Origin of the sequence: Variovorax sp. OK605 (assembly GCF_900115445.1) — a bacterium.
In the GTDB taxonomy this organism is placed as follows: Bacteria; Pseudomonadota; Gammaproteobacteria; order Burkholderiales; family Burkholderiaceae_C; genus Variovorax.
Map to the genome: position 1 here is coordinate 25632 of NZ_FOWL01000030.1, position 21129 is coordinate 46760.

General features: G+C 70.1%; 17 protein-coding genes. 9 read left to right on the forward strand and 8 right to left on the reverse strand.

What is annotated here, in order from left to right; translation table 11 throughout:
* Positions 1-49: 49 nt before the first annotated feature.
* The 8 genes from BM013_RS39100 (at position 50) to BM013_RS39135 (ending at position 8253) form a co-directional block, all read left to right on the forward strand.
* Complete coding sequence (locus BM013_RS39100; RefSeq protein WP_093135904.1) at positions 50-952, forward strand: DMT family transporter; 903 nt, start codon at positions 50-52, stop codon at positions 950-952.
* A 46-nt stretch (positions 953-998) separates the two neighbouring features.
* Positions 999-1505, forward strand: a complete 507-nt coding sequence (locus BM013_RS39105) for a sigma-70 family RNA polymerase sigma factor (protein WP_093135907.1) — start codon at positions 999-1001, stop codon at positions 1503-1505.
* 18 nt (positions 1506-1523) lie between these two features.
* Complete coding sequence (locus BM013_RS39110; RefSeq protein ID WP_093135909.1) at positions 1524-2573, forward strand: FecR domain-containing protein; 1050 nt, start codon at positions 1524-1526, stop codon at positions 2571-2573.
* A gap of 70 nt (positions 2574-2643) precedes the next feature.
* A complete protein-coding gene (fhuE, locus tag BM013_RS39115; protein WP_093135911.1) occupies positions 2644-5130 on the forward strand; it encodes a ferric-rhodotorulic acid/ferric-coprogen receptor FhuE in 2487 nt (828 codons plus the stop codon).
* Positions 5131-5260: 130 nt separating this feature from the next.
* Positions 5261-5557, forward strand: coding sequence for a DUF3649 domain-containing protein (locus tag BM013_RS39120; RefSeq protein ID WP_093135913.1), 297 nt, complete (start codon positions 5261-5263; stop codon positions 5555-5557).
* A 2-nt stretch (positions 5558-5559) separates the two neighbouring features.
* Positions 5560-7197 (forward strand): PepSY-associated TM helix domain-containing protein, encoded by a 1638-nt coding sequence (locus BM013_RS39125; protein ID WP_093135916.1) that lies wholly within the window; start codon positions 5560-5562, stop codon positions 7195-7197.
* Complete coding sequence (locus tag BM013_RS39130; protein ID WP_093135918.1) at positions 7194-7556, forward strand: DUF3325 domain-containing protein; 363 nt, start codon at positions 7194-7196, stop codon at positions 7554-7556. The genes BM013_RS39125 and BM013_RS39130 overlap by 4 nt, the downstream gene beginning before the upstream one ends.
* 55 nt (positions 7557-7611) lie before the next feature.
* On the forward strand, positions 7612-8253 hold the full coding sequence (locus BM013_RS39135) for a hypothetical protein (protein WP_093135921.1): 642 nt from the start codon (positions 7612-7614) through the stop codon (positions 8251-8253).
* Positions 8254-8283: 30 nt separating this feature from the next.
* Here BM013_RS39135 and BM013_RS39140 read toward each other — a convergent pair whose 3' ends face one another.
* The 6 genes from BM013_RS39140 to yccS form a co-directional block, all read right to left on the reverse strand.
* Entirely contained in the window at positions 8284-11421 is a 3138-nt protein-coding gene (locus BM013_RS39140) for an efflux RND transporter permease subunit (RefSeq protein ID WP_093135924.1), read from the reverse strand.
* Between the two features lie 10 nt (positions 11422-11431).
* On the reverse strand, positions 11432-12574 hold the full coding sequence (locus tag BM013_RS39145) for an efflux RND transporter periplasmic adaptor subunit (RefSeq protein ID WP_093135926.1): 1143 nt from the start codon (positions 12572-12574) through the stop codon (positions 11432-11434).
* A gap of 269 nt (positions 12575-12843) precedes the next feature.
* Positions 12844-13383, reverse strand: a complete 540-nt coding sequence (locus BM013_RS39150) for an Rrf2 family transcriptional regulator (protein WP_093135929.1) — start codon at positions 13381-13383, stop codon at positions 12844-12846.
* 21 nt (positions 13384-13404) lie between these two features.
* A complete protein-coding gene (locus BM013_RS39155) occupies positions 13405-14103 on the reverse strand; it encodes a Bax inhibitor-1/YccA family protein (protein WP_093135931.1) in 699 nt (232 codons plus the stop codon).
* 189 nt (positions 14104-14292) lie between these two features.
* Positions 14293-14694 (reverse strand): hypothetical protein, encoded by a 402-nt coding sequence (locus tag BM013_RS39160; RefSeq protein WP_256221890.1) that lies wholly within the window; start codon positions 14692-14694, stop codon positions 14293-14295.
* Between the two features lie 91 nt (positions 14695-14785).
* Positions 14786-17023 carry a YccS family putative transporter gene (gene yccS, locus BM013_RS39165; protein ID WP_093135962.1) on the reverse strand — a complete coding sequence of 746 codons (2238 nt, stop codon included), beginning with the start codon at positions 17021-17023 and terminating at the stop codon, positions 14786-14788.
* 124 nt (positions 17024-17147) lie between these two features.
* On the opposite strand from yccS, the gene BM013_RS39170 reads away from it, so the two are divergent.
* The gene (locus BM013_RS39170) at positions 17148-18365 is read left to right on the forward strand and encodes an acyl-CoA dehydrogenase family protein (RefSeq protein WP_093135934.1); all 1218 of its coding nucleotides are present in this window, start codon (positions 17148-17150) and stop codon (positions 18363-18365) included.
* A gap of 40 nt (positions 18366-18405) precedes the next feature.
* Here BM013_RS39170 and BM013_RS39175 read toward each other — a convergent pair whose 3' ends face one another.
* Together BM013_RS39175 and hydA are read right to left on the reverse strand one after the other, a co-directional pair.
* Positions 18406-19662: a Zn-dependent hydrolase gene (locus BM013_RS39175; RefSeq protein WP_093135936.1), complete on the reverse strand. Its 1257-nt coding sequence runs from the start codon at positions 19660-19662 to the stop codon at positions 18406-18408.
* Between the two features lie 20 nt (positions 19663-19682).
* Positions 19683-21122: a dihydropyrimidinase gene (gene hydA, locus BM013_RS39180; RefSeq protein ID WP_093135938.1), complete on the reverse strand. Its 1440-nt coding sequence runs from the start codon at positions 21120-21122 to the stop codon at positions 19683-19685.
* Between the last annotated feature and the right edge of the window lie 7 nt (positions 21123-21129).

The window sequence follows — 21129 nt, forward strand, 5'->3', positions numbered from 1 at the left end:
CACTCCCGTGGCACCCTCGCGGGCTACCCGTCCTTCGAATACCGACCCCATGCAGAAGCAGTTTCGCGGCGCGCTGGAGATGAGCGCGGCCATGGCCATTTCCGGCACCATCGGCTGGTTTGCCGTGCGCTTCGGCCAGCCGCTGGTCGACCTGCTGTTCTGGCGCTGCGTGTTCGGTGCGGCCACGCTGCTCATCGTGTGCCTTGCGCTCGGGCTGCTGCGGCGCGGCCTGCCGCTTCGCAGCCTCGCGCTCGCGGCGCTCGGCGGCGTGGCGCTGGTCAGCAACTGGCTGCTGATCTTCGCGGCCTTTCCGCGCGCCTCGATCTCGATCGCCACGGCGGTCTACAACACGCAGCCCTTCATGCTGGTGGTGCTGGGCGCGCTGCTTCTGTCCGAACGCATGACGGCCACGAAGGTGGGCTGGCTGTGCATCGCCTTCGCCGGCGTGGTGCTGGTGGCGCAGGCCAAGGGCGGCGGCGCGGCCGAGGGCACGTCGTACGGCGTTGGCGTGCTGATGGCGCTGGGCGCGGCCTTCTGCTACGCGGTGGCCGCGGTCATCGCGAAGAAGCTCGACGGCATTGCGCCGCACCTCATCGCGCTGATCCAGGTGTGCGTGGGCATCGTCATGCTGGCGCCGTTCGCGCACCTGCGGCCGCTGCCCACCGACGCGGGCACGTGGGTCACGCACGCGATCATGGGCGTGGTCTACACGGGGCTGGTGTTCGTGCTGCTGTACGGCGCGCTGCAGAAACTCTCGACGCCGGTGGCGGGCGCGCTGTCGTTCATCTATCCGCTGGTGGCCATCGGCGTCGACTACATCGCCTTCGGCCAGCGGCTGGGCGCGCTGCAACTGCTGGGCGCGGCGGCGATCCTGATCGCGGCGGCCGGCATGACCTTCGGATGGGCCTTGCCCGGCGTGCCGCGGCGGTCGGACGCCATGCCTCTAAAATGAGAACAATTCTTATTTAAGACGGCATGGCCGTCGCGCAACGTCCGCCATGGCCGCCGATTCCGTTCTTCACCATCCGCACATCCACACCCTCTACAGCGACCACCACGGCTGGCTGCAGGGCTGGCTGCGCAAGAAGCTGGGCAACTCGTTCGACGCGGCGGACCTGGCGCAGGACACCTTCGCGCGGCTGCTCACCGCGCGCAACCCCGAGGTCATTGCGCAGCCGCGCGCCTACCTCACGAGCGTGGCCAAGAACATCCTCGTGAACTGGTACCAGCGCCAGGCATTGGAGCGCGCCTACCTCGAGGCGCTGGCCGTCATGCCCGAGCCCGAGGCGCCGTCGCCCGAGCAGCGCCTGGTCATCCTGCAGACGCTGCACGAGATCGACGCCATGCTCGACGCGCTCAAGCCGCCCGCGCGGCGCGCGTTCCTGCTGTCGCAGATCGAGGGCTGGAAGTACGAGGACATTGCGCGTGAACTCGGCGTGTCGCTGGTCACGGTCAAGCGCTACATGCAGCAGGGCTTTCGCGGCTGCCTGGCATTGATGGAGTGAATGTGGAATGAGTGCGCAATGAGTGCGCCGACATCCTTGGGCGGCGCCGCGCCGACGGCCGCGCTCGCGCCTCGCGTGCTCGACGAGGCCGCCGAGTGGCTCATGCGGCTGAGCGACAGCGCCGTGACCGACGACGACCGCCGCGCCTGCGAGCGCTGGCGCCGGAGCCACCCCGACCACGCCCGCGCGTGGGCGCGCGCCGAGCTGCTGATGAACAAGCTCGGCGGCCTGCCGTCGGCGCTGGCGATGCCATCGCTCGCGCGGCCCACGCGGCCATCACCGTCCGCACGCAGTGCAGGGCGCCGCGCCGCCGTCGGCCGCCTGGCCGCGTTGCTCGCGGCCGTGCCGGCCGGCTGGCTGGGCTGGCAAGGGTGGCAAGAGGCCAGCGAGCGCGGCTGGACCGCCGACCACCGCACCGCCACCGGCGAACGCCGCGAGCTGCGCCTGGCCGACGGCACCCGCCTCACGCTCGGCACCGCGAGCGCGATCGACGTGCGCTTCGACGCCGCGCAGCGCCTGGTGGTGCTGCGCGCCGGCGAGATCCTGGTCACCACCGCGCCCGACACCGCGGCCACGCACCGGCCGTTTCGCGTCGCGACCGGCAGCGGCGTCATGGAGGCGCTGGGCACCCGCTTCAGCGTGCGCGCAGGGGAGGGCCACACCGATGTCACGCACATCGCGGTGCTCGAAGGCGCGGTGCGCATCGCACCGCGCTCGGCCGCATCGCGGGTGCTGCCGGCGGGCCAGCAGGCGAGCTTCACGGCCGGCGGCATCGGCGCCTTCACGCGGGCCGACGAAGCCGACGTGGCCTGGGCGCAAGGCATGCTGCTGGCCGACGGCATGCGCCTGGCCGACTTCGCGGCCGAGCTGTCGCGCTACCGGCCCGGTGCGCTGCACTGCGCCGGCGCCATTGCCGACCTGCGCATCTCGGGCGCGTTCCCGGTCGACGACACCGACCGCGTGCTGCGCATGCTGGTGTCGACCTATCCGGTGGATGCGGTGAGCCGCCTGCGCGGCTACTGGATCACGCTGGTGCCGGGCGGCAGAAATATTTCCGGCAAGGGGTGAGACTTTTTTTCGTTTCGGCTGGCAAGGAAGGTGAAGAACTCACCGTTGCCCAACCGAAAGGCCTGTTTCCATGTCCGCACCCCGCCCCAGCGTCCAGCGCCCGCACGCCGAACGCCGCCTGAACACTGCCATTCGCCATGCCTTGCTGGTGCTCGCCTTCGGCGGGCTGGCCGGTGCGGGCGCGTCCGCCTCCGCTGCCGATGTTGCCGATGCGGCCGATGTGGCCGACGTGGCTGTTTCCGCGCCCCGCGCCTATGACATTCCCGCCGGACCGCTCGGCCGCACGCTGGCCACCTTCGCCACCGGCAACGGCATGGCGCTGTCGTTCGACCCCGCGCTGACGCAGGGCCGCAGCAGCCCCGCCGTGTCGGGCCGCTACACCGCGCGCGAAGCCATCGACCGGCTGCTCGCCGGCAGCGGGCTGCAACTGGTGGCCCGCACCGACGGCAACTACACGCTGGTCCGCCGCGATGCGGCGAACACCGGTGCAGCGGGCGTCGACACGCTCGCGGCCGTCACGGTCACGGCCGAGGCCGACCGCAGCGGCACCACCGAAGGCACCGGCGCGTACACCACGCGCGCCACGGCCGCGGCCACGGGGCTGGCGCTGTCGCCGCGCGACACGCCGCAGTCGGTCACGGTGGTCACGCGCCAGCAGATCGACGACCAGAACCTGCTGTCGCTGGGCCAGGCCATGCAGAGCGTTCCGGGCGTGTTCGCCGTGAGCTCCGACAGCGACCGCACCGACCTCTACGCGCGCGGCTTCTACATCGACAACTACCAGTACGACGGCGTGCCCACCACCGTCACCACCGATTTCTTCGGTGCCTCCACCAACGACCCGGTGCTGTACGACCGCATCGAGGTCGTGCGCGGTTCCACCGGGCTGCTCACCGGCGCGGGCAACCCGTCGGCCTCGGTGAACCTGGTGCGCAAGCATGCGGACAGCAAGGTGTTCGCCGGCAGCGCGTCGCTGGCGCTGGGTTCGTGGAACCTGCGCCGCGCCACGGTCGACCTGTCGACGCCGGTCACTGCGGACGGCCGCGTGCGCGCGCGCGTCATCGGCATGACGGAAGACCGCGACTCGTTCATCGACATGTACCACGGCCGCAAGCACGTGCTGTACGGCGTGGTCGACGCCGACCTCACGCCCGACACCACGCTGAGCGTGGGCATCGACTCGCAGGCCAACCGGCCCACCTCGTCGACCTGGGGCGGCCTGCCGCTGACCTTCAGCGACGGCAGCGCCACGAACTGGGACTCTTCCAAGACCATCGGCACGCCGTGGACCCACTGGGACACCACCAGCACCACGGGCTTCGCCAGCCTCACGCACCGCTTCGACAACGGCTGGAAGCTCAAGGCCAACGCCTCGCACCGCGAGAGCAAGCAGAACGCCAAGCTGCTGTACCTCTACGGCAGCCTCGACCGCCTGACCGGCACGGGGCTGGGTTCGCTGCCCGGCTACTTCGAGCACGAGTTCCGCCAGAACAGCCTCGACCTGCAGGCGACCGGGCCCTTCGAGCTGCTGGGCCGCAAGCACGAGCTGGTGGTGGGCATCACCAACAGCCAGTCGCGCTACGTGGAGGCCAACCATGCGCGCACCAGCGTGCTGCCCGCCACCGGCAACTTCTACGAATGGAACGGTTCCTACGCCGAGCCGACCTGGGGCGCGCTGAACGTCTCGGGCATCACCAAGACGCGCCAGACCGGCTACTACGGCGCCGCGCGGCTGTCGCTGGCCGACTCGCTCAAGCTCATCGTGGGCGGCCGCCAGAACAGCTGGCGCTCGACCCGCCTCACGGCCGACGACCGCACCACGCGCCGCCACGAGGTGTTCACGCCCTACGCGGGGCTGGTGTACGACCTGAGCGAAAACTACTCCCTGTACGCGAGCTACACCGACATCTTCCAGCCGCAGAACTACCGCGACGCGAGCGGCGCCTACCTCGACCCCGTGACCGGCAAGAGCTACGAGGTCGGCATCAAGGGCGAGCACCTGAACGGCAAGCTCAACACCTCCATTGCCGTCTTCCGCGCCGAGCAGGAGAACGTGGCGCAGCGCGACGGCTCCAGGCTCGTGCCCAACTCCGCCGAAGGGGCCTACTACGGCGCGCGCGGCGTGACCAGCAAGGGCGTCGAGCTGCAGGTGTCGGGCGAGCTGGCCGAGGGCTGGCAGATGAGCGCGGGCATTGCGCGCACGCTGGGCCGCGAAGGCAACGGCGACCGCATCAACCCCGCCATGCCGACCACGCAGGCCACGCTGTTCACCACCTACCGGCTGCAGGGCAGCTGGCAGCAGCTCACCATCGGCGGCGGCGTCAACTGGCAGAACCGCGTGTACCACCCATACAGCGTGGGCGACGTCGACCTGCGCTACACGCAGGGCTCGCGCGCGGTCGTGAGCCTGATGGCGCGCTACGCGTTCTCGCCGAAGCTGTCGCTGCAGCTGAACATCGAGAACCTCTTCAACAAGAAGTACTACAGCAACATCGACGGACAGGCTTTCTTCGGCACGCCGCGCAATGCGGTGGCGACGCTGAACTACAAGTTCTGACAAAAAAGGGGCGAAAGCGGCGTGGGAAAGGGCGAATTTCAGCGCCCGGCATGACCCTTTTTCCGTTCTCGTTGGTCATGTAGGGGAGGGGTGCGTTTTTGCGCCCCATTTTTCGCTTTTATCCCCCCCGATGAACTCCCGTCCTTCCTCCCTGCCCGCGGGCTTGCTGCTGCCGGGCCGTGTCCTGGCCGCCGTCTTGGGCGGCTACGCGCTGGCCGCCGCCGTGGCCGTCTTCCTTGCCGCCGTGCTGCCGGCCGGCCGCGCGGAGGCCGCCGTCGGCGGCATGCAGCTGAGCTTCGTGGTCTACCCCGCGGCGGTGATCTGGGCCTTCTCGCCCGTGTCGCTGCTGCGCGCGTGGGTCGGGCTGCTGCTGCCGGCCGTGGCGCTCGGCGGGTTGGGCTGGGCCTTGCGCGGGGCGGGCGGCTGACGATGGCAACGACAGAAAAGAAAACGAAGGCCACGGCCGAAGGACAGGGCGGCTTCCGCCAGGCGCAGGCCTGGCTTCACACCTGGTGCGGCCTGTGGTTCTCGTGGCTGCTGTTCGCGGTGTTCCTCACCGGCACGCTCGCGGTGTTCGACGACCCGATCACCCACTGGATGACGCCGGAGCACCATGCCGAGGAGGAGGCCGCCGCGGCGCTGGCTGCAAAGGGCGTGCCCGCGGCCGACCGCGCGCAGCGACTGGCCTGGGGCATGGCCTACATGGCCGAGCACCACCCCCGCGCGCAGATGTGGGAGCTGTGGCCGTCCGATGCCAACGGCGGCGGCGAGCTCAAGGTGTACTGGTTCGACGCCAACAACCAGTACGCTTCGGCCGCGCTCGACCCCTCCAGCGGCAAGCCCTTGGCGCCAGCCGCCGGCCACGCGGTGCGCGCCACGCTGGGCGGCCATCATTTCGTCGACTTCCACTACGAGCTGCATGCCGGCACGGTCGGCCTGTGGATCGTCGGCATCGCCGCCATGGCGATGCTGGTGGCGCTGGTGTCGGGCGTGATCACGCACAAACGCATCTTCAAGGACTTCTTCACCTTTCGTCCGAAGAAAGGGCAGCGCAGCTGGCTCGACGCGCACAACGCGGTGGCGGTGCTCACGCTGCCCTTTCAATTCATGATCGCCTACACCGGCATCGTCATCTCGGGCGCCACCTTCATGCCGGCCGGCAAGATCCTCCACTACGGCACGGGCAATGCCGCGCAGGCGCAGTTCGCGTCGGAGCTGAGCGACGGCGTGAAGCCGGCGCGCACCGGCCGCGCGATGGACGTGCCCGCGCTGGAGCCCTTCGCCGCGCGCGGCCAGGCGCTCATGGGGCAGGCGGTGCGGGCCGTGGTCATCGACCATCCGGGCGACGCGGGCGCGCGCATCGGCGTGTACGGCTGGAACAGCGAGGACGAGTCGGTGCGCCGCCTCAGCGGCACCACCGGCATGGCGATGTTCTCCGCCGCCACCGGCGAGGTGCAGCGCGTGCGCATGCCGGGCGCCGCGGACGGCGGCACCGCCATGCTCGCGCAGTCGGCCATGAGCGGGCTGCACATGGTCACTTACGGCGGCTGGGGCATGAAGTGGCTGTACTTCCTGTGCGGGCTCGCGGGCACCGCGATGATGGGTTCGGGCGCGGTGCTGTTCATCGTCAAGCGGCGGCACAAGCACCTGGGCGAATTCGGCGCCGCGACGGCGCGCGTCTACCGGCTGGTGGAAGCGCTGAACGTCGCCGCCATCGCGGGGCTGGCCGTGGCCTGCGTGGGCTACCTGTGGGCCAACCGGCTGCTGCCGGTGGCGCTCGAGCATCGCGCGGACCGGGAGCTGCATGTCTTCTTCGCGCTGTGGGCGCTGGCGTTGCTGCACGCCTTCATGCGTTCACCGGCACGGGCCTGGCGTGAGCAGCTGGGCGCACTGGCCGCGCTGTGCCTGCTGCTGCCGGTGCTCAACGTGCTGACGACGGGCGACCACCTGCCGGCGCAGCTGCTGCGCGGCGATTGGGAGAGCGCGGGTGTCGAGTTCGGCGCGCTGGCCTTCGGGCTCGCGGCCCTCGGTGCGCTGCGCCATCTGCCGAAGAGGGCCGCCAGATGACGGCGGCGTATGCAGCCTGGCTCGGCGTTGCGCTGGCCTATGCGGGCATGGCGGCGTTGAGCCTTGCCATGGACCGCCACTGTGAACAACTCACCGGCCTGCGCGAGGTGCCGGTGCGCCTGCGCATGTCGTTGCGCCTCGCCGGCACTGCGCTGCTGGCGGCGGCCCTCGTGCCTTGCGTGATGGCCTGGGGCGCCAGCGTGGGAACGGTCGCGTGGCTGGGCCTGTTGTCGGCCGGCGCGTTGCCGGTCGCGCTGCTGCTACCGTACCGCCCGCGCGGCGCCGCAGGGCTCGCGGTCTTGTCCGCCGTGGCGGGTTGCGCGGGGCTCGCCCTGGCATTCGCCGGCCTGCCGCGCTGAGCGGCAGCCATCTTTCATTTCATTCATCTCAACGATCTTCGATCTGTCGCCGCACATGCTTTGTTCTCTCCGCCTCCGCTCGCTGTCCTTCGCTGCCGCCTGCCTTGCCGCCGCCGGTGGCGCCCAGGCCGATTACCTCTGGCTGTCGCGTGACGGCGCCAATGCGGGCTCGGCCGTCGCACGCGTGGGCGAGCTCGACAAGACTTCGCTGCCGATGGCCAGCGTCGCCGCGCCACGCGCCTTCCTGGCCGACGGCAAGGACCTGCCGCTGGCCAGCGAGGCCGATCGCTCGGTGATTCCCGCGGTGGCCGGCACCGACCTGCGCGCCGTGGCCAGCCGCCCCGGCACGGAGGGCGACAAGGCCACGCTGACCCGGTTCCAGGCCCGCTTCGGCCGCAACGAGACCCAGGCGGTGAACGACCTCGAGCTGGTGCCCACCGAGCCCGACGGCAACACCTTCAAGCTGGTGTGGAAGGGCAATGCGGTGCCCGCCACGCAGGTCAACGTCGACACCTCGGAAGGCTGGCGCCGCGTGCTCAAGCCCGCGAAGGACGGCACCGTGTCGCTGGCCACGCCGTTCCCCGGCCTCTATGTGCTGGAGGTGACGGCCCGCGTCAACGGCGCGGTGACCGTCGACGGGAAGAAATACGACGAAGTGCGCCACACGGCGACGCTGAGCTTCGAAGTGCCGCGCTGAGACCGAGGCCCCGCGGCCCCGCGGTGCCATTCAGCCTCGCGCGGCGGGCAGCTGCGCCTGCGGCCGTCGCCCACCCCAGCGCGTGGCCAGCCGCTTCACCCCCAGGTAGAACAGCGGCACGAAGAAGATCCCCAGCGCCGTCGCGGCCAGCACGCCGCCGAACACGCCGGTGCCGATGGCCACCTGGCTGGCCGAGCCCGCGCCGCTGGCCAGCGCCAGCGGCACCACGCCGGCCAGGAAGGCCAGCGAGGTCATCAGGATGGGCCGCAGCCGCAGGCGCGCGCCTTCTGTCACTGCGTCCAGCAGCGGCACGCCGCGGCGCAGCGCGGCCTCGGCGAACTCGATGATCAGGATCGCGTTCTTCGCCGACAGTCCGATGGTCGCGAGCAGGCCGACCTGGAAGTAGATGTCGTTCGACAGCCCGCGCAGCGCCGCGGCAATCACCGCGCCCAGCACGCCCAGCGGAATCACCAGCATCACCGAGAACGGCACCGACCAGCTCTCGTACAGCGCGGCCAGGCACAGGAACACCACCAGGATCGACAGCGCGAACAGCAGCGGCGCCTGGCCGCCCGACAGGCGCTCCTGGTAAGACAGCCCGCTCCACGCATAGCCCGTGCCGCTCTGCTTCTTCGCAATGGTCTCGATCGCCGACATGGCCGTGCCAGAGCTCACGCCATGCGCGGCGGTGCCCTGGATCTGCACCGCGGGCACGCCGTTGTACCGCTCCAGCTGCGAGGCGCCCTGCGACCAGCGCGTGCTGGCGAAGGCCGAGAACGGTGTCATGGCGCCGGTGCTGCCGCGCACCGACCATTGCCGCATGTCGTCGGGCGCGGCGCGGTAGGGCGCGTCGGCCTGCACGTACACGCGCTTCACACGGCCGCGGTCGATGAAGTCGTTCACGTAGCTGCCGCCCCAGGCAATGCCCAGCGTGGTGTTCACGTCGTCCAGCGACAGCCGCAATGCGGAGGCCTTCACCTGGTCGATGTCGATCTGCAGCTGCGGCGTGTTGGCGATGCTGTTGGCGCGCACGGACTGCAGGCGCGCGTCCTTGTTGGCGTCGCGCACCAGCGCCTCGCGCGTGCGCACCAGCTTGTCGGCGCCCATGCCGGAGGTGTCCTGCAGCCAGAACTCGAAACCGTTGGACTGGCCCAGGCCTTCGATGGGCGGCGGCACCATGCCGTAGACCTCGGCGTCGCGCTGCTGCTTCGAGAGGGCCGCGCTCGCGCGCTCGACGATGGCCTGCGCGCGCTTCGATGGGTCCTTGCGCTCGGACCAGTCCTTCAGCGAGACAAAGGCCATGCCGGTGTTCTGCCCCGAGCCGCTGTAGCTCCAGCCCGACAGCGTGAAGATGGTGTCGGTGGTGTCGCGCTCGGTCTCCAGGAAATGCTTTTCCACGGCCAGGTTCACCGCGTCGGTGCGGGCTTGCGTGGCGCCCGCCGGCAGCGTGACCTGCACCATCACGCTGCCCTGGTCTTCCTCGGGCAGGAAGCCGCCGGGCAGGCCCAGGTACAGCAGGCCCATGCCCGCGACGATGGCCAGGTACACGGCCGTGAAGCGCAGCGGTTTGCGCAGCATGCGGCCCAGCAGGCCCGCGTAGCGGTCCTGCGCGGCGTCGAAGCGGCGGTTGAAGGCGCCGAGAAAACCGCGCGTGCGCGGCGGCACGCCCGGCTTCAGGAAGCGCGCGCACAGCGCCGGAATCAGCACGATGGCCACCACCACCGACAGCGCCATCGACGCAATGATGGTCACCGAGAACTGCCGGTAGATCACGCCCACCGAGCCGCCGAAGAAGGTCATCGGCAGGAACACCGCCGACACCACCACCGCAATGCCGACCAGCGCGCCGGTGATTTCCTTCATCGACTTGATGGTGGCGGCCTTCGCGTCGAGCCCCTCTTCGTGCATGACGCGCTCGACGTTCTCCACCACCACGATGGCGTCGTCCACCAGCAGGCCGATGGCCAGCACCATGGCGAACAGCGTGAGCACGTTGATCGAATAGCCGAAGGCCGCGAGCACGCCGAAGGTGCCCAGCAGCACCACCGGCACGGTGATGGCCGGGATCACCGTGGCGCGCCAGTTCTGCAGGAACAGGAACATCACGACCACCACCAGCGCAATGGCCTCCAGCAGCGTCTGCACGACCGACTTGATGGAGATCTTCACGAAACGCGTCGTGTCTTCCGCGTAGGCCACGCGCAGGCCGGCCGGCAGCGAAGGCTCCATCTCGGCAATGCGCGCCTTCACCGCGTTGGCGGTGGTCAGCGCATTGGCGCCCGGCGCCAGCATGATGGCCGCGCCGGCGGCGGGGTGGCCGTTCAGGCGCGTGGCCTCGGCATACGACTCGCTGCCCATCTCCACGCGCGCCACGTCGCCCAGGCGCACCACGGCGCCGTCGGCCTGCGTCTTGAGGACGATGTCGCGGAACTGCTCGGGCGTCTGCAGCCGCGACAGCGCGGTCACGGTGGCGGTGAGCTGCTGCCTGGCGGGCGAGGGCCGCGCGCCGATCTCGCCGACCGACACCTGCGTGTTCTGCGCGGCAATGGCGGCGGTCACGTCCGAGGGCATCAGCTGGTAGCTCGCCAGGCGGTGCGGGTCGAGCCAGACGCGCATGGCGTACGCCGCGCCAAAGGCCTGCACCGAGCCCACGCCGTCGACCCGGCTCACCGGGTCGCGCAGGTTGCTGGCCATCCAGTCGGCCACGTCGGTGTCGGTGCGGCGGTCGGTCTGGTCGTAGAGCGCCACGATCAGCAGGAAGTTGTTCTGCGACTTGGCCACCGTCACGCCCTGCTGCTGCACCGCCTGCGGCAGGCGGCTCGCGGCCTGGCTGACCTTGTTCTGCACCTGCACCTGGGCGGTGTCGGGGTCGATGCCCTGGCGGAAGGTGACGCTGATCTCGGCGTAGCCGGCCGAGCTGCTCGTCGACTTGAAGTACATCAGGCCGTCGATGCCCTTCAGTTGCTGCTCCAGCACCTGCGTGACGCTGGTCTCCACCGACTGCGCCGAGGCGCCCGGGTAGTTGGCGGACACGACCACGGTGGGCGGCGCGATGTCCGGGTACTGCGACACCGGCAGCGTGCGAATGGCCACGCCGCCGGCCAGCATGATGAGGATGGCAATGACCCAGGCGAAGACCGGCCGCTGGATGAAGAAGTTGGCGATCACCGGGCGCGCCTCAGTCTGCGGAGGCGTTGGGGGCGCTCACGGTCACCGCCACCGGCTTGACCTTCTCGCCCGGGTGCGCGCGCTGCAGGCCGTCGACCACCAGGCGATCGCCGTCGCGCAGGCCACGGGTCACGACCCATTGGTCGTCCACCGCGCTGCGCACTTCGAGCGCGCGCAGCTCGACCTTGTCGTTGGCGCCGACCACCAGCGCGGTGGGCTCGCCCTTCTCGTTGCGCGCCACCCCGCGCTGCGGTGCCAGGACGGCCTGGCGCTCCACGCCGGCCTCGACCTGCGCGCGCACATACATGCCGGGCAGCAGCAGGCCCTGCGGGTTGGGAAACTCCGCGCGCAGCGTGACCGAGCCGGTGGCGGCATCGACCCCCACCTCGGTGAACTTCAGCGTGCCCGCGTGCGGGTAGGGCAGGCCGTCTTCCAGGCGCAGGCCCACGCGCGTGCTCGCGGGCGCCATGTCGCCCGCGAGAAAGCGGCGCTTGAGCCGCGTGAGTTCCAGGCTCGACTGCACCACGTCCACGTAGATCGGGTCGATGCGCTGGATGGTCGCCAGCGCCGTGGCCTGGCCCGGCGCCACCAGCGCGCCTTCGGTCACGCTGGAGCGGCCGATGCGGCCCGCGATGGGCGCGGTGACGCGCGTGAATTCGAGGTTGATGCGCGCCGCCTTCACCGCCGCCTGCGCGGCCTTCACGCCGGCCTGGGCCTGCACCAGCGCGGCCTGGGCCTCTTCATGCTCCTGCTGGCTCACGGCGTTGGCCTTGACCAGTTCGCCGAAGCGCTCGGCCTTGCCGCGCAGGCTCGCGATGCCGGCCTGCGAGGTGGCGAGCGTGGCCTGTGCCTGCTCGTGCGCGGCTTCGAACGGGCCGGGCTCGATCTCGTACAGCACCTGGCCCGCGCGCACCGTGCTGCCTTCTTCGAACAGGCGCTTGCGCACGATGCCGTTGACCTGCGGCCGCACCTCCGACACGCGGAACGCGGCCGTGCGGCCCGATAGCTCGGTGTGCACCGGCACGTCGCTCGCGCGCAGCGCCAGCACGCCCACCTCGGGCGGTGCGGCGGCGGCGGTGTCGGGGGCCTGCTTGGCGCCGCAGGCGGCGAGCACGAACAGGGAAACGGGGAGGAGCGAAAGCTTGAGAGTCATGGCTGTCCGAAGGCAGGCGCGCCGTGATGGCATGTCACCTGATGCACCTTGGTGGTGCATTCTGCCGTGGGTGTTGCAACGCAACATGAAGAATTCCTGTGGCGCCGAAGGGGAAAGCACCGGCCGCGCGGCAACGAAAAAGCCCATGCAGGCACGGGTTCACGGCCACGTCGTCGCGTGGCTGCAGACCCGGCCGCATGGGCTGGCGGGTGGCGCGGGCGGTGCGCTGGCCGGCGTCGTGAAACGACGCGGCAGCGCCGCCGCCGTACCTAGCTGGCGCCTTGCTGGTGGCGCCGGCCGAGCGCGAACACCGAGTTCGGCGCGTCGACGATGAACGGCTTGCGCACCGGCGCGCCGGCCGCGGCGCGGCGCGGCTCGGGCCGCGTGGCGGCCTGCACGCCCTTGGCCTTCTGCTCGTCGACCAGGCTCTGCAGCGAGATCGACTTCAGGAACTCGACCGCGCGCAGGTTCACGGTGGCCCACAGGTCGTCGATCTGGCAGCGGCCGGTGTCGCCCGGCTCGCCGGCGTCGCGGCGGCGCGCGTCGGTGTCGTGCTCCTCGATCGACAGCACGATGTCGGCCACTGAAATGTCGCCCGCCTTGCGGCTGAGCGAGTAGCCGCCGCCCGGGCCGCGGGTCGATTCGACCAGGTCGGCGCGGCGCAGCTTGCCGAACAGCAGTTCGAGGTACGACAGCGACACGCGCTGGCGCAGGCTGATCGAGGCCAGCGTGACGGGGCCCGAACGGCCATGCAGGGCGATGTCGATCATCGCGGTGACCGCGAAGCGGCCTTTGGTGGTGAGTCGCATGGAAATATTCCTTCGTGGGGATTACTCGTCGCGGCCGCCGGCAAGGCCCAGCAGGGCCAGCAGCGACTGGAAGACGTTGTAGATGCTGAGGTACACGCCCAGCGTGGCGGAGATGTAGTTGGTCTCCAGGCCGTCCTTCACGCGCTTCAGGTCATGAAGGATGAAGGCAGAGAAGATGCCGATGGCCGCGACCGACAGCGTCATCATCAGCGCGCTCGACTGGATGAAGAAGTTGGCGATGCCCGCCACCAGCAGCAGGATGGCGCCGATGAACAGCCACTTGCCCATGGCCGACAGGTCGCGCTTGATGACCGACGACAGCGTGGCCATGCCGAAGAAGATCGCGCCGGTGCCGGCGAACGCCGTCATCACCAGGCTGGCGCCGTTGGCCAGGCCGAGCACGGTGCCGACCAGGCGCGACAGCATCAGGCCCATGAAAAAGGTGAAGGCCAGCAGCACCGGCACGCCGGCGGCCGATTCCTTGGTCTTCTCGATGGCGTACATGAAGCCGAAGGCGCCGCCGAGGAAGACCATGAGGCCGATGCCGGGCGACATGGCGCGCGAGAAGCCGGTCGCCACGCCGATCCAGGCGCCCAGCACGGTGGGCACCATCGACAGCGCGAGCAGCCAGTAGGTGTTGCGCAGGACGCGGTTGCGTTCCTCGACCGAGGCGAGCGGCGCCTCGAAACTGGGGTGGTAAGCGGTAGGGCTGTTGTTCATTGTGATGTTTCCTTGAGGGTTGGCCGGTGCCGCACGGGACGGATTGACGCGTTCAGATCGCGAAGGGCGCCCGAAACGGCCCGGAAAAAAGAGGTGTCGTCGTGCCGATGCGGGGTGCGGCCGGATGGCCGGTGCCCGGATCGGAAAGGCGGGAGCCGTGGCGGCTCCCGGTCGCGCAGGCGCTGAGGCCTACGCGACGCGCGCGGCGCGAGGAGGGCGCTTGGGCCGCTCGAGGAACGGCGAGACCGTGGTGGTCAGGCCGAGTTTGGGCGGCTGCTCGGTGAAGCGCAGCAGCGCGGGCGCGCCGTTGCGCGCGTCGACCAGCTCGGCATGTTCGGAGCCCGCTTCATCGACGGAAAGGGAGTCGTCGGAGGCGGAATCGGAGGCCGGAGCCTCGGATTCATGGGGTGCCGAGGCGTCGGAGAGTGCGACGCTGGCCACCAGGACATCGGCGGCCTGCACGGTCTGCATGGCCTGCACATCGCCATGGTGGGCCGCATGGCCGCCACCGATCATGCTGTGTGCAAGCACGGCAAAGCCGTAGCACGACAACATGAGGGCAAGGACAGTAGCGGTAAACCAGCGGGACATGTAGGGTTAATTTTAGCCGGTACGGGCCGGTCCGTCCGGCACGCGCCCCAACAACCTTTTCTGCCGACCGGATCGTGCGCGCAGATCCCGCTCAGGCCGGCGCGGTCGGGGTGTCGCCAGCGGCGGGCTGCAGCCACTCGCGTGCGTGGGTGCGCAACGCGTCGATCTGCAGCCATATCAGACCGAGTTCGGCATGAAAAGTTCGCGCCTGCGCGTCGCCGTCGCCGCCCATGCCGTTGCCGGCCACCGCCTGCAGCAGGGCGGCGCGGGCGGCCGATTCGGCGGCGAGGTCGCCCGCGTCGGCCACCACACCCTTCTCCAGCCCCGCCGCCAGGCCCTCCAGCGCGGCAATCGCGCCCTCGGCCGCCGTGCGCAGCACCGCCATCTGTGCCGAGTCGGGCAGCGCCGAGCGGTGCGCGCCCAGCGCCGAGAGGTAGCTCAGCAGCGTGTGCGAACGGATCAGGAAGCGCAGCGCCACGCCCGCGCGCGGGCGCACATAGCCCGGCTCGCGGAACATGTCCGACACCGCGGTGGACAGCGCCGCGTCGGCGTTGTGGTCGTTGCGCCGCGCCAGCCGGTAGTCGAGGTGGTCGCGCGCGCCGCTGCGGTATTGCTCCACGATCTGCCGCAGGTAGCCCGCGTGACCGCGCATGGCCGTCGCGGCCAGTTCGTTGATGCGCCGTGCCTGCCAGTGCGGCAGCACCAGCAGCACGGCCAGCCCGGCGATGGCGCTGCCGATGGCGGTGTCGACCAGCCGCGGCACCAGCAGCACGCCGCTGTCGCCGACCTGGTTGAAGCACATCAGCACCAGCAGCGTCATCGACGCGGTGGCCAGCAGGTAGCGCGTGGTGCGCGTGGCGAAGAACAGCACGCCGGCCGCCACCGCGATGACCGACTGCACCAGCGGCTGCGGAAACAGCTGCAGCAGCGCCCAGCCCGCCACCACGCCGAGCGCGGTGCCGGCGATGCGCTGGCCCATGCGCGCGATGGTGTCGCCGTAGCTCTGCTGGCACACGAACAGCGTGGTCAACAGGATCCAGTAGCCCTGCGCCGGATGAATCGCCTGCATCACGCCGTAGCCCGCCATCAGCGCGATCGACAGCCGCAGCGCATGCCGGAACAGCGGCGAGCGCACCGTGAGCTGGCGCCGCACGCGCTCCACCGCGTCGCGCCACGAGCGCGGCGAGCGGTCGAAGAGGCCCATCTCCGTGCGCCCGGCGCGTGCCGACGGCTGGCTCGCGCCCACCAGTTGCCCGTCGAGCAGCGCCAGGTTGCGCGCCAGCGCCTCGACCGAGGCAAGCAGCAGCAGCCGCTCGGGCGTGGTGGCCCGCGCGCGCTCGTGCGCGATGGCGCTGCGCAGGTCGGCCAGCGCCTGCACGGTCTCCGTGCCCGCGTCGAAGGGCTCGCGCCGCGCGATCGAATCGGCCAGCCGCTGGCAGGCCAGGCCCTGCAGGCCGAGCACGCGCTGGCAGCGGTACAGCAGGTCGCTGTGGAAGAAGGCGTCGGCCAGCGCGTTGTAGTCGTCGTGCGAGGAGCTGGCGCGCTCGTGCACGTCCTGCGCGATCAGGTAGAGGCCGCGGTAGCGCGAGATGCGGCCCGTGGGCGCCCGTGCGCCGATGCGCCGGAAGATGCTTTCCTTGGCCGCGTTCAGCTCCGTCACCACCTCGGCGTTGAGCTGCGCCAGCGCGAGCCGCTTGCGCTCGATGTCGATGCCGCGCAGCGGCTCGAACAGCGAGGCCTTGTAGCGCACGAAGTTGCCCAGCACCGTGAACAGCGTCACCAGCCGCGCCTGCACCGGCTGCGCCGGGAAGATGGCGCACCACAGCACCGAGAACACGCCGTACCACGCGGCGCCCGCCACCAGCAGCAGCGGCTCGCGGCCGCGCGCCGCTGCACTCCCCTGGACGCCGTGGGCGCTCATGTTCTCGATGCCCAGCGTGGCATACATCGCGAGGATCAGCGTCGCATAGGCGATGGCCTTGTAGCGCGCCTCGACCGCGCCCAGCATCGTGAGCGCGAAGGCCGCGAGCGCCAGCCCCGCGATGAACAGCAGCGGCACGCCGAAAGCCGCCTCCACCGTGAACGCGATGGCCGCGAAGCACGCGAGCGTGACCGCCTGCGCGCGCAGCCGGCCGCGCCAGCTGTCATCGGTCTCGGCGAGTGCGCTGGCAATGGCGCCGAGGAACAGCGGAATCACTGCGTCGGGGTGGCCGGTGGCGCCGCACAGCGCCATCAGGCTGCCGAGCGTGAGAAGAATGCGCACGGGTTGCGCGCGAGAAGCGAAGGACCGCAGCCGCTGGCGCAGCGCGTCGGGAGACAGGGGAAGCATGGCGCGATCTTGCACGATGCGTGCCACGGCCGGAAGAAAAGCGCCTGTCGCGCGAACGACCGTCGCCGAACGCATCGCGACGTATCTTCGACAGCACATTGGAAGCAGAAGGACGAGACACAACATGCATTTCGAATTCACACCCAAGGTGATCGCGCTGCGCGACGAGTTGCTCAAGTTCATGGACGAACACGTCTATCCGAACGAGAAGCGCCGCGAGGAAGAGCTGGCCGCCAACGCGCGCGCCGGCCGCCCTTACGCCGAGCTGCCGATGATGGCCGGCCTGAAGGCCAAGGCGCGCGAGCGCGGCCTGTGGAACCTGTTCCTGCCCGAGGCCGAGCACGGCCCCGGCCTCACCAACGTCGAGTACGCGCCGCTGTGCGAGATCATGGGCCGGCGCTACTGGTGCGCCGAGATCTTCAACTGCTCCGCCCCCGACACCGGCAACATGGAAGTGCTGGCGCGCTACGGCACCAAGGCGCAGCAGGAGCGCTGGCTCACGCCGCTGCTGGCGGGCGAGATCCGCTCGTCGTTCGCCATGACCGAGCCCGAGGTGGCGTCCAGCGACGCCACCAACATCCGCTGCAGCATCCGCCGCGAGGGCAACGAGTACGTCATCAACGGTCGCAAGTGGTACATCACCGGCGCGATGCACGAGCGCTGCGAAATCTTCATCCTCATGGGCAAGACCGACCCCGACAACGCCGACCGCCACAAGCAGCAGTCGATGGTGCTGGTGCCCAAGAACACGCCCGGCGTGACCATCGTGCGCGACATGCAGCTGCTGGGCATGTACGACCCGCCCTTCGGCCACCCCGAGATCGTGTTCGACAACGTGCGCGTGCCGGTCGAGAACATTCTGCTGGGCGAGGGCCGCGGCTTCGAGATTGCGCAAGGCCGCCTCGGCCCCGGGCGCATTCACCACTGCATGCGCGCCATCGGCATGGCCGAGTCGGCGCTGGAGATGATGTGCCAGCGGCTGGTGTCGCGCACCGCGTTCCACAAGCCGCTGTCGGAGCAGGGCGTGTGGCGCGAGCGCATTGCCGAGTCGCGCATGCTCATCGAGCAGTCGCGCTGGATGGTGCTCAACGCGGCCTACCGCATGGACACCGTGGGCAACAAGGTCGCCGCGAAGGAGATCGCGATGATCAAGGTGCTCACGCCCAACAACTGCGTGAAGGTGATCGACTGGGCCATGCAGGCCTTTGGCGCCATGGGCCTGAGCCAGGACACGCTGCTGACGCACTTCTACGCCTACGAGCGCCACCTGCGCGTGGCCGACGGTCCCGACGAGGTGCACCGCAACGCCATTGCCAAGCAGGAGCTGGCGGCGTACCAGTAAGGCGGGGAAGGCGCGGAAGGCGCGGAAAGTAGAAAGCGCGTCAGCCCACGCGCTTCGCTCTTTCGAGCATCGCGTGCAGCAGCACGTTGCAGCCCGCCGTCAGGTGGCCGGGCTGCGCGTCCTCGATCTCGTTGTGGCTGATGCCGTCCTTGCACGGCACGAAGATCATGCCGGCCGGCGCGAGCCGCGCGGCATAGATCGCGTCGTGCCCCGCGCCGGACACCACGTCCATGGTCGAGTAGCCGAGCTGCTCGGTCGCGCGGCGCACCGCGTCCACGCAGTCGGGGTGGAAGGGGCAGGGCGGGATGTAAGACACCCGCTCGATGGTGATGCCCAGCCCGGTCTCGCGCTGCGTGCGCTCGATGAACGCCAGGATCTCCGCATGCATGCGGTCGAGCAGCTCGTCGTTCACGTTGCGCAGGTCGATGGAAAACTTCACCTGTCCCGGAATCACGTTGCGGCTGTTCGGGTGCACCTGCACCATGCCGACCGTGCCGCGCCCGTAGGGCGGATGGCTGTGCGCGATGGCCACCACCTCCTGCATGATGCGCGTGGCCACTTGCAGCGCGTCGCGGCGCAGGTGCATGGGCGTCGGGCCGGCATGCGCTTCCATGCCGGTCACCACGCAGTCGTACCAGGACAGGCCGAGCACGGCCGGCACCACGCCGATCACCTTGCCCGCGTCTTCCAGCACCGGCCCCTGCTCGATGTGCGCCTCGAAGTACGCGCCGATGGGGTGGTCGCCCGGCGTCTGCGTGCCCACGTAGCCGATGCGCTGCAGTTCGTCGCGCACCGTCTTGCCCTCGGTGTCGGTCGCGGCGTAGGCGTGCTCCAGGCTGAAGGCGCCGCAGAACACGCCCGAGCCCATCATCACCGGCACGAAGCGCGAGCCTTCCTCGTTGGTCCAGAAGGCGACCTCGATGGGCGCCTCGGTGCGAATGCCCTGGTCGTTCAGCGTGCGCACCACCTCCAGCGCGGCCAGCACGCCGTAGTTGCCGTCGAACTTGCCGCCGGTGGGCTGCGTGTCGATGTGGCTGCCCGACACGATGGGCGGCAGCGCGGGGTTGGTGCCTTCGCGGCGCATGAAGACATTGCCGATCTTGTCCACGGTGATCGACAGCCCCGCCTCCTTGCCCCACGACACCACGAGGTCGCGGCCCTGCTTGTCGAGGTCGGTCAGCGCCAGGCGCTTCACGCCGCCCTTGGGCGTGGCGCCGATGCGCGCGAGTTCCATCAGCGCGTTCCACAGGCGCTCGCCGTTGATCGCCAGCGCCTGCTTGTCCACTACTGCATTCATCTGTATGACTCCTTGAGGGTTCAGCGCGCCACGGCCGTGGGCGCGTGCTGGTGCTTGAAGCGCTCCAGCGCGGTGAACATCGGCGCGAAGGCCGGGCGCTTCAGGTAGCGGCCGGTGCCGGGCTCGGCGCGCAGGTCGCCGTCGCGGTACACCCAGCGGCCCGCGGCCACGGTGTGCTTCGGCACGCCGGTGACCTGGCGGCCTTCGAAGATGTTGAAGTCGCTCTTCGAGTGCTGCGTTGTCACCGACAGGGTTTTGGTGGCCTTCGGGTCCCACACCACGATGTCGGCGTCGGCGCCCGCCTGCACCACGCCCTTGCGCGGGTACAGGTTGAACAGCTGCGCCGCGTTGGTGGAGGTGACGCGCACGAACTCCGAGGGCGTGAGCCGCCCGGTGTTCACGCCCGCGTCCCACAGCACGGCCATGCGTTCTTCCACGCCGCCGCAGCCGTTGGGAATCTTGGTGAAGTCGTCTCGGCCCGCCGCCTTCTGATCGGCGCAGAAGGTGCAGTGGTCGGTGGCCGTGGTGTGCAGGTTGCCGCCCTGCAGGCCGCGCCACAGCATGGCCTGGTTCTCGTGCGAGCGGAAGGGCGGGCTCATCACGTGGGCGGCGGCGCGCGCGAAGTCGGGGTCGCGGTAGGCGGTCTCGTCGACCACCAGGTGGCCGGCCAGCACCTCGCCGTACACGCGCTGGCCGCGCGCGCGGGCCCGGGTGATGGCCTCGAGCGCCTCGCCGCACGACACGTGCACCACGTAGATCGGCACGCCCAGCACCTCGGCAATGGCAATGGCGCGGTTGGCCGCCTCGGCCTCGACCATCGGCGGGCGCGACAGCGGGTGGCCCTCGGGCCCGCGAATGCCCTGCGCCAGCAACTGCTGCTGCAGCATCGCGACCAGCTCGCCGTTCTCCGCATGCACGGTGGGCATGGCGCCGAGTTCCAGCGAGCGCTGGAAGCTCTTCACCAGGATCTCGTCGTCGGCCATGATCGCGTTCTTGTAGGCCATGAAGTGCTTGAAGCTGTTCACGCCGTGCTCGTGCACCAGCTCGCCCATGTCTTTGTGCACGCTGTCGTTCCACCAGGTCACGGCCACGTGAAAGCTGTAGTCGCCGGCGGACTTCTCGGCCCAGCCGCGCCACATGCGAAAGGCGTCCATCAGCGGCTGCTGCGGGTCCGGAATCACGAAGTCGATGATGCTGGTGGTGCCGCCGGCCAGGCCCGCCGCCGTGCCGCTGAAGAAGTCGTCGGCCGCGACGGTGCCCATGAAAGGCAGCTGCATGTGGGTGTGCGGGTCGATGCCGCCGGGCATCACGTAGGCGCCGCCCGCGTCGATCACCTGCGCGCCGTCGGGGGCCTGCAGGTCGGTGCCGACCTGCACGACCTTGTCGCCCTCGCAGAGCACGTCGGCCCGGTGTTCGGCATCGGCGTTGACCACCGTGCCACCGCGAATGAGTACGGTCATGGCGTGA

Excerpts from the sequence above, each read along its gene's own strand:
- BM013_RS39100 (WP_093135904.1), top strand. The coding sequence starts at position 50 with ATGCAGAAGCAGTTTCGCGGCGCGCTGGAGATGAGCGCGGCCATGGCC.
- BM013_RS39105 (WP_093135907.1), top strand. The coding sequence starts at position 999 with ATGGCCGCCGATTCCGTTCTTCACCATCCGCACATCCACACCCTCTAC.
- BM013_RS39110 (WP_093135909.1), top strand. The coding sequence starts at position 1,524 with ATGAGTGCGCCGACATCCTTGGGCGGCGCCGCGCCGACGGCCGCGCTC.
- fhuE (WP_093135911.1), top strand. The coding sequence starts at position 2,644 with ATGTCCGCACCCCGCCCCAGCGTCCAGCGCCCGCACGCCGAACGCCGC.
- BM013_RS39120 (WP_093135913.1), top strand. The coding sequence starts at position 5,261 with ATGAACTCCCGTCCTTCCTCCCTGCCCGCGGGCTTGCTGCTGCCGGGC.
- BM013_RS39125 (WP_093135916.1), top strand. The coding sequence starts at position 5,560 with ATGGCAACGACAGAAAAGAAAACGAAGGCCACGGCCGAAGGACAGGGC.
- BM013_RS39130 (WP_093135918.1), top strand. The coding sequence starts at position 7,194 with ATGACGGCGGCGTATGCAGCCTGGCTCGGCGTTGCGCTGGCCTATGCG.
- BM013_RS39135 (WP_093135921.1), top strand. The coding sequence starts at position 7,612 with ATGCTTTGTTCTCTCCGCCTCCGCTCGCTGTCCTTCGCTGCCGCCTGC.
- BM013_RS39145 (WP_093135926.1), bottom strand. The coding sequence starts at position 12,574 with ATGACTCTCAAGCTTTCGCTCCTCCCCGTTTCCCTGTTCGTGCTCGCC.
- BM013_RS39150 (WP_093135929.1), bottom strand. The coding sequence starts at position 13,383 with ATGCGACTCACCACCAAAGGCCGCTTCGCGGTCACCGCGATGATCGAC.
- BM013_RS39155 (WP_093135931.1), bottom strand. The coding sequence starts at position 14,103 with ATGAACAACAGCCCTACCGCTTACCACCCCAGTTTCGAGGCGCCGCTC.
- BM013_RS39160 (WP_256221890.1), bottom strand. The coding sequence starts at position 14,694 with ATGTCCCGCTGGTTTACCGCTACTGTCCTTGCCCTCATGTTGTCGTGC.
- yccS (WP_093135962.1), bottom strand. The coding sequence starts at position 17,023 with ATGCTTCCCCTGTCTCCCGACGCGCTGCGCCAGCGGCTGCGGTCCTTC.
- BM013_RS39170 (WP_093135934.1), top strand. The coding sequence starts at position 17,148 with ATGCATTTCGAATTCACACCCAAGGTGATCGCGCTGCGCGACGAGTTG.
- BM013_RS39175 (WP_093135936.1), bottom strand. The coding sequence starts at position 19,662 with ATGAATGCAGTAGTGGACAAGCAGGCGCTGGCGATCAACGGCGAGCGC.
- hydA (WP_093135938.1), bottom strand. The coding sequence starts at position 21,122 with ATGACCGTACTCATTCGCGGTGGCACGGTGGTCAACGCCGATGCCGAA.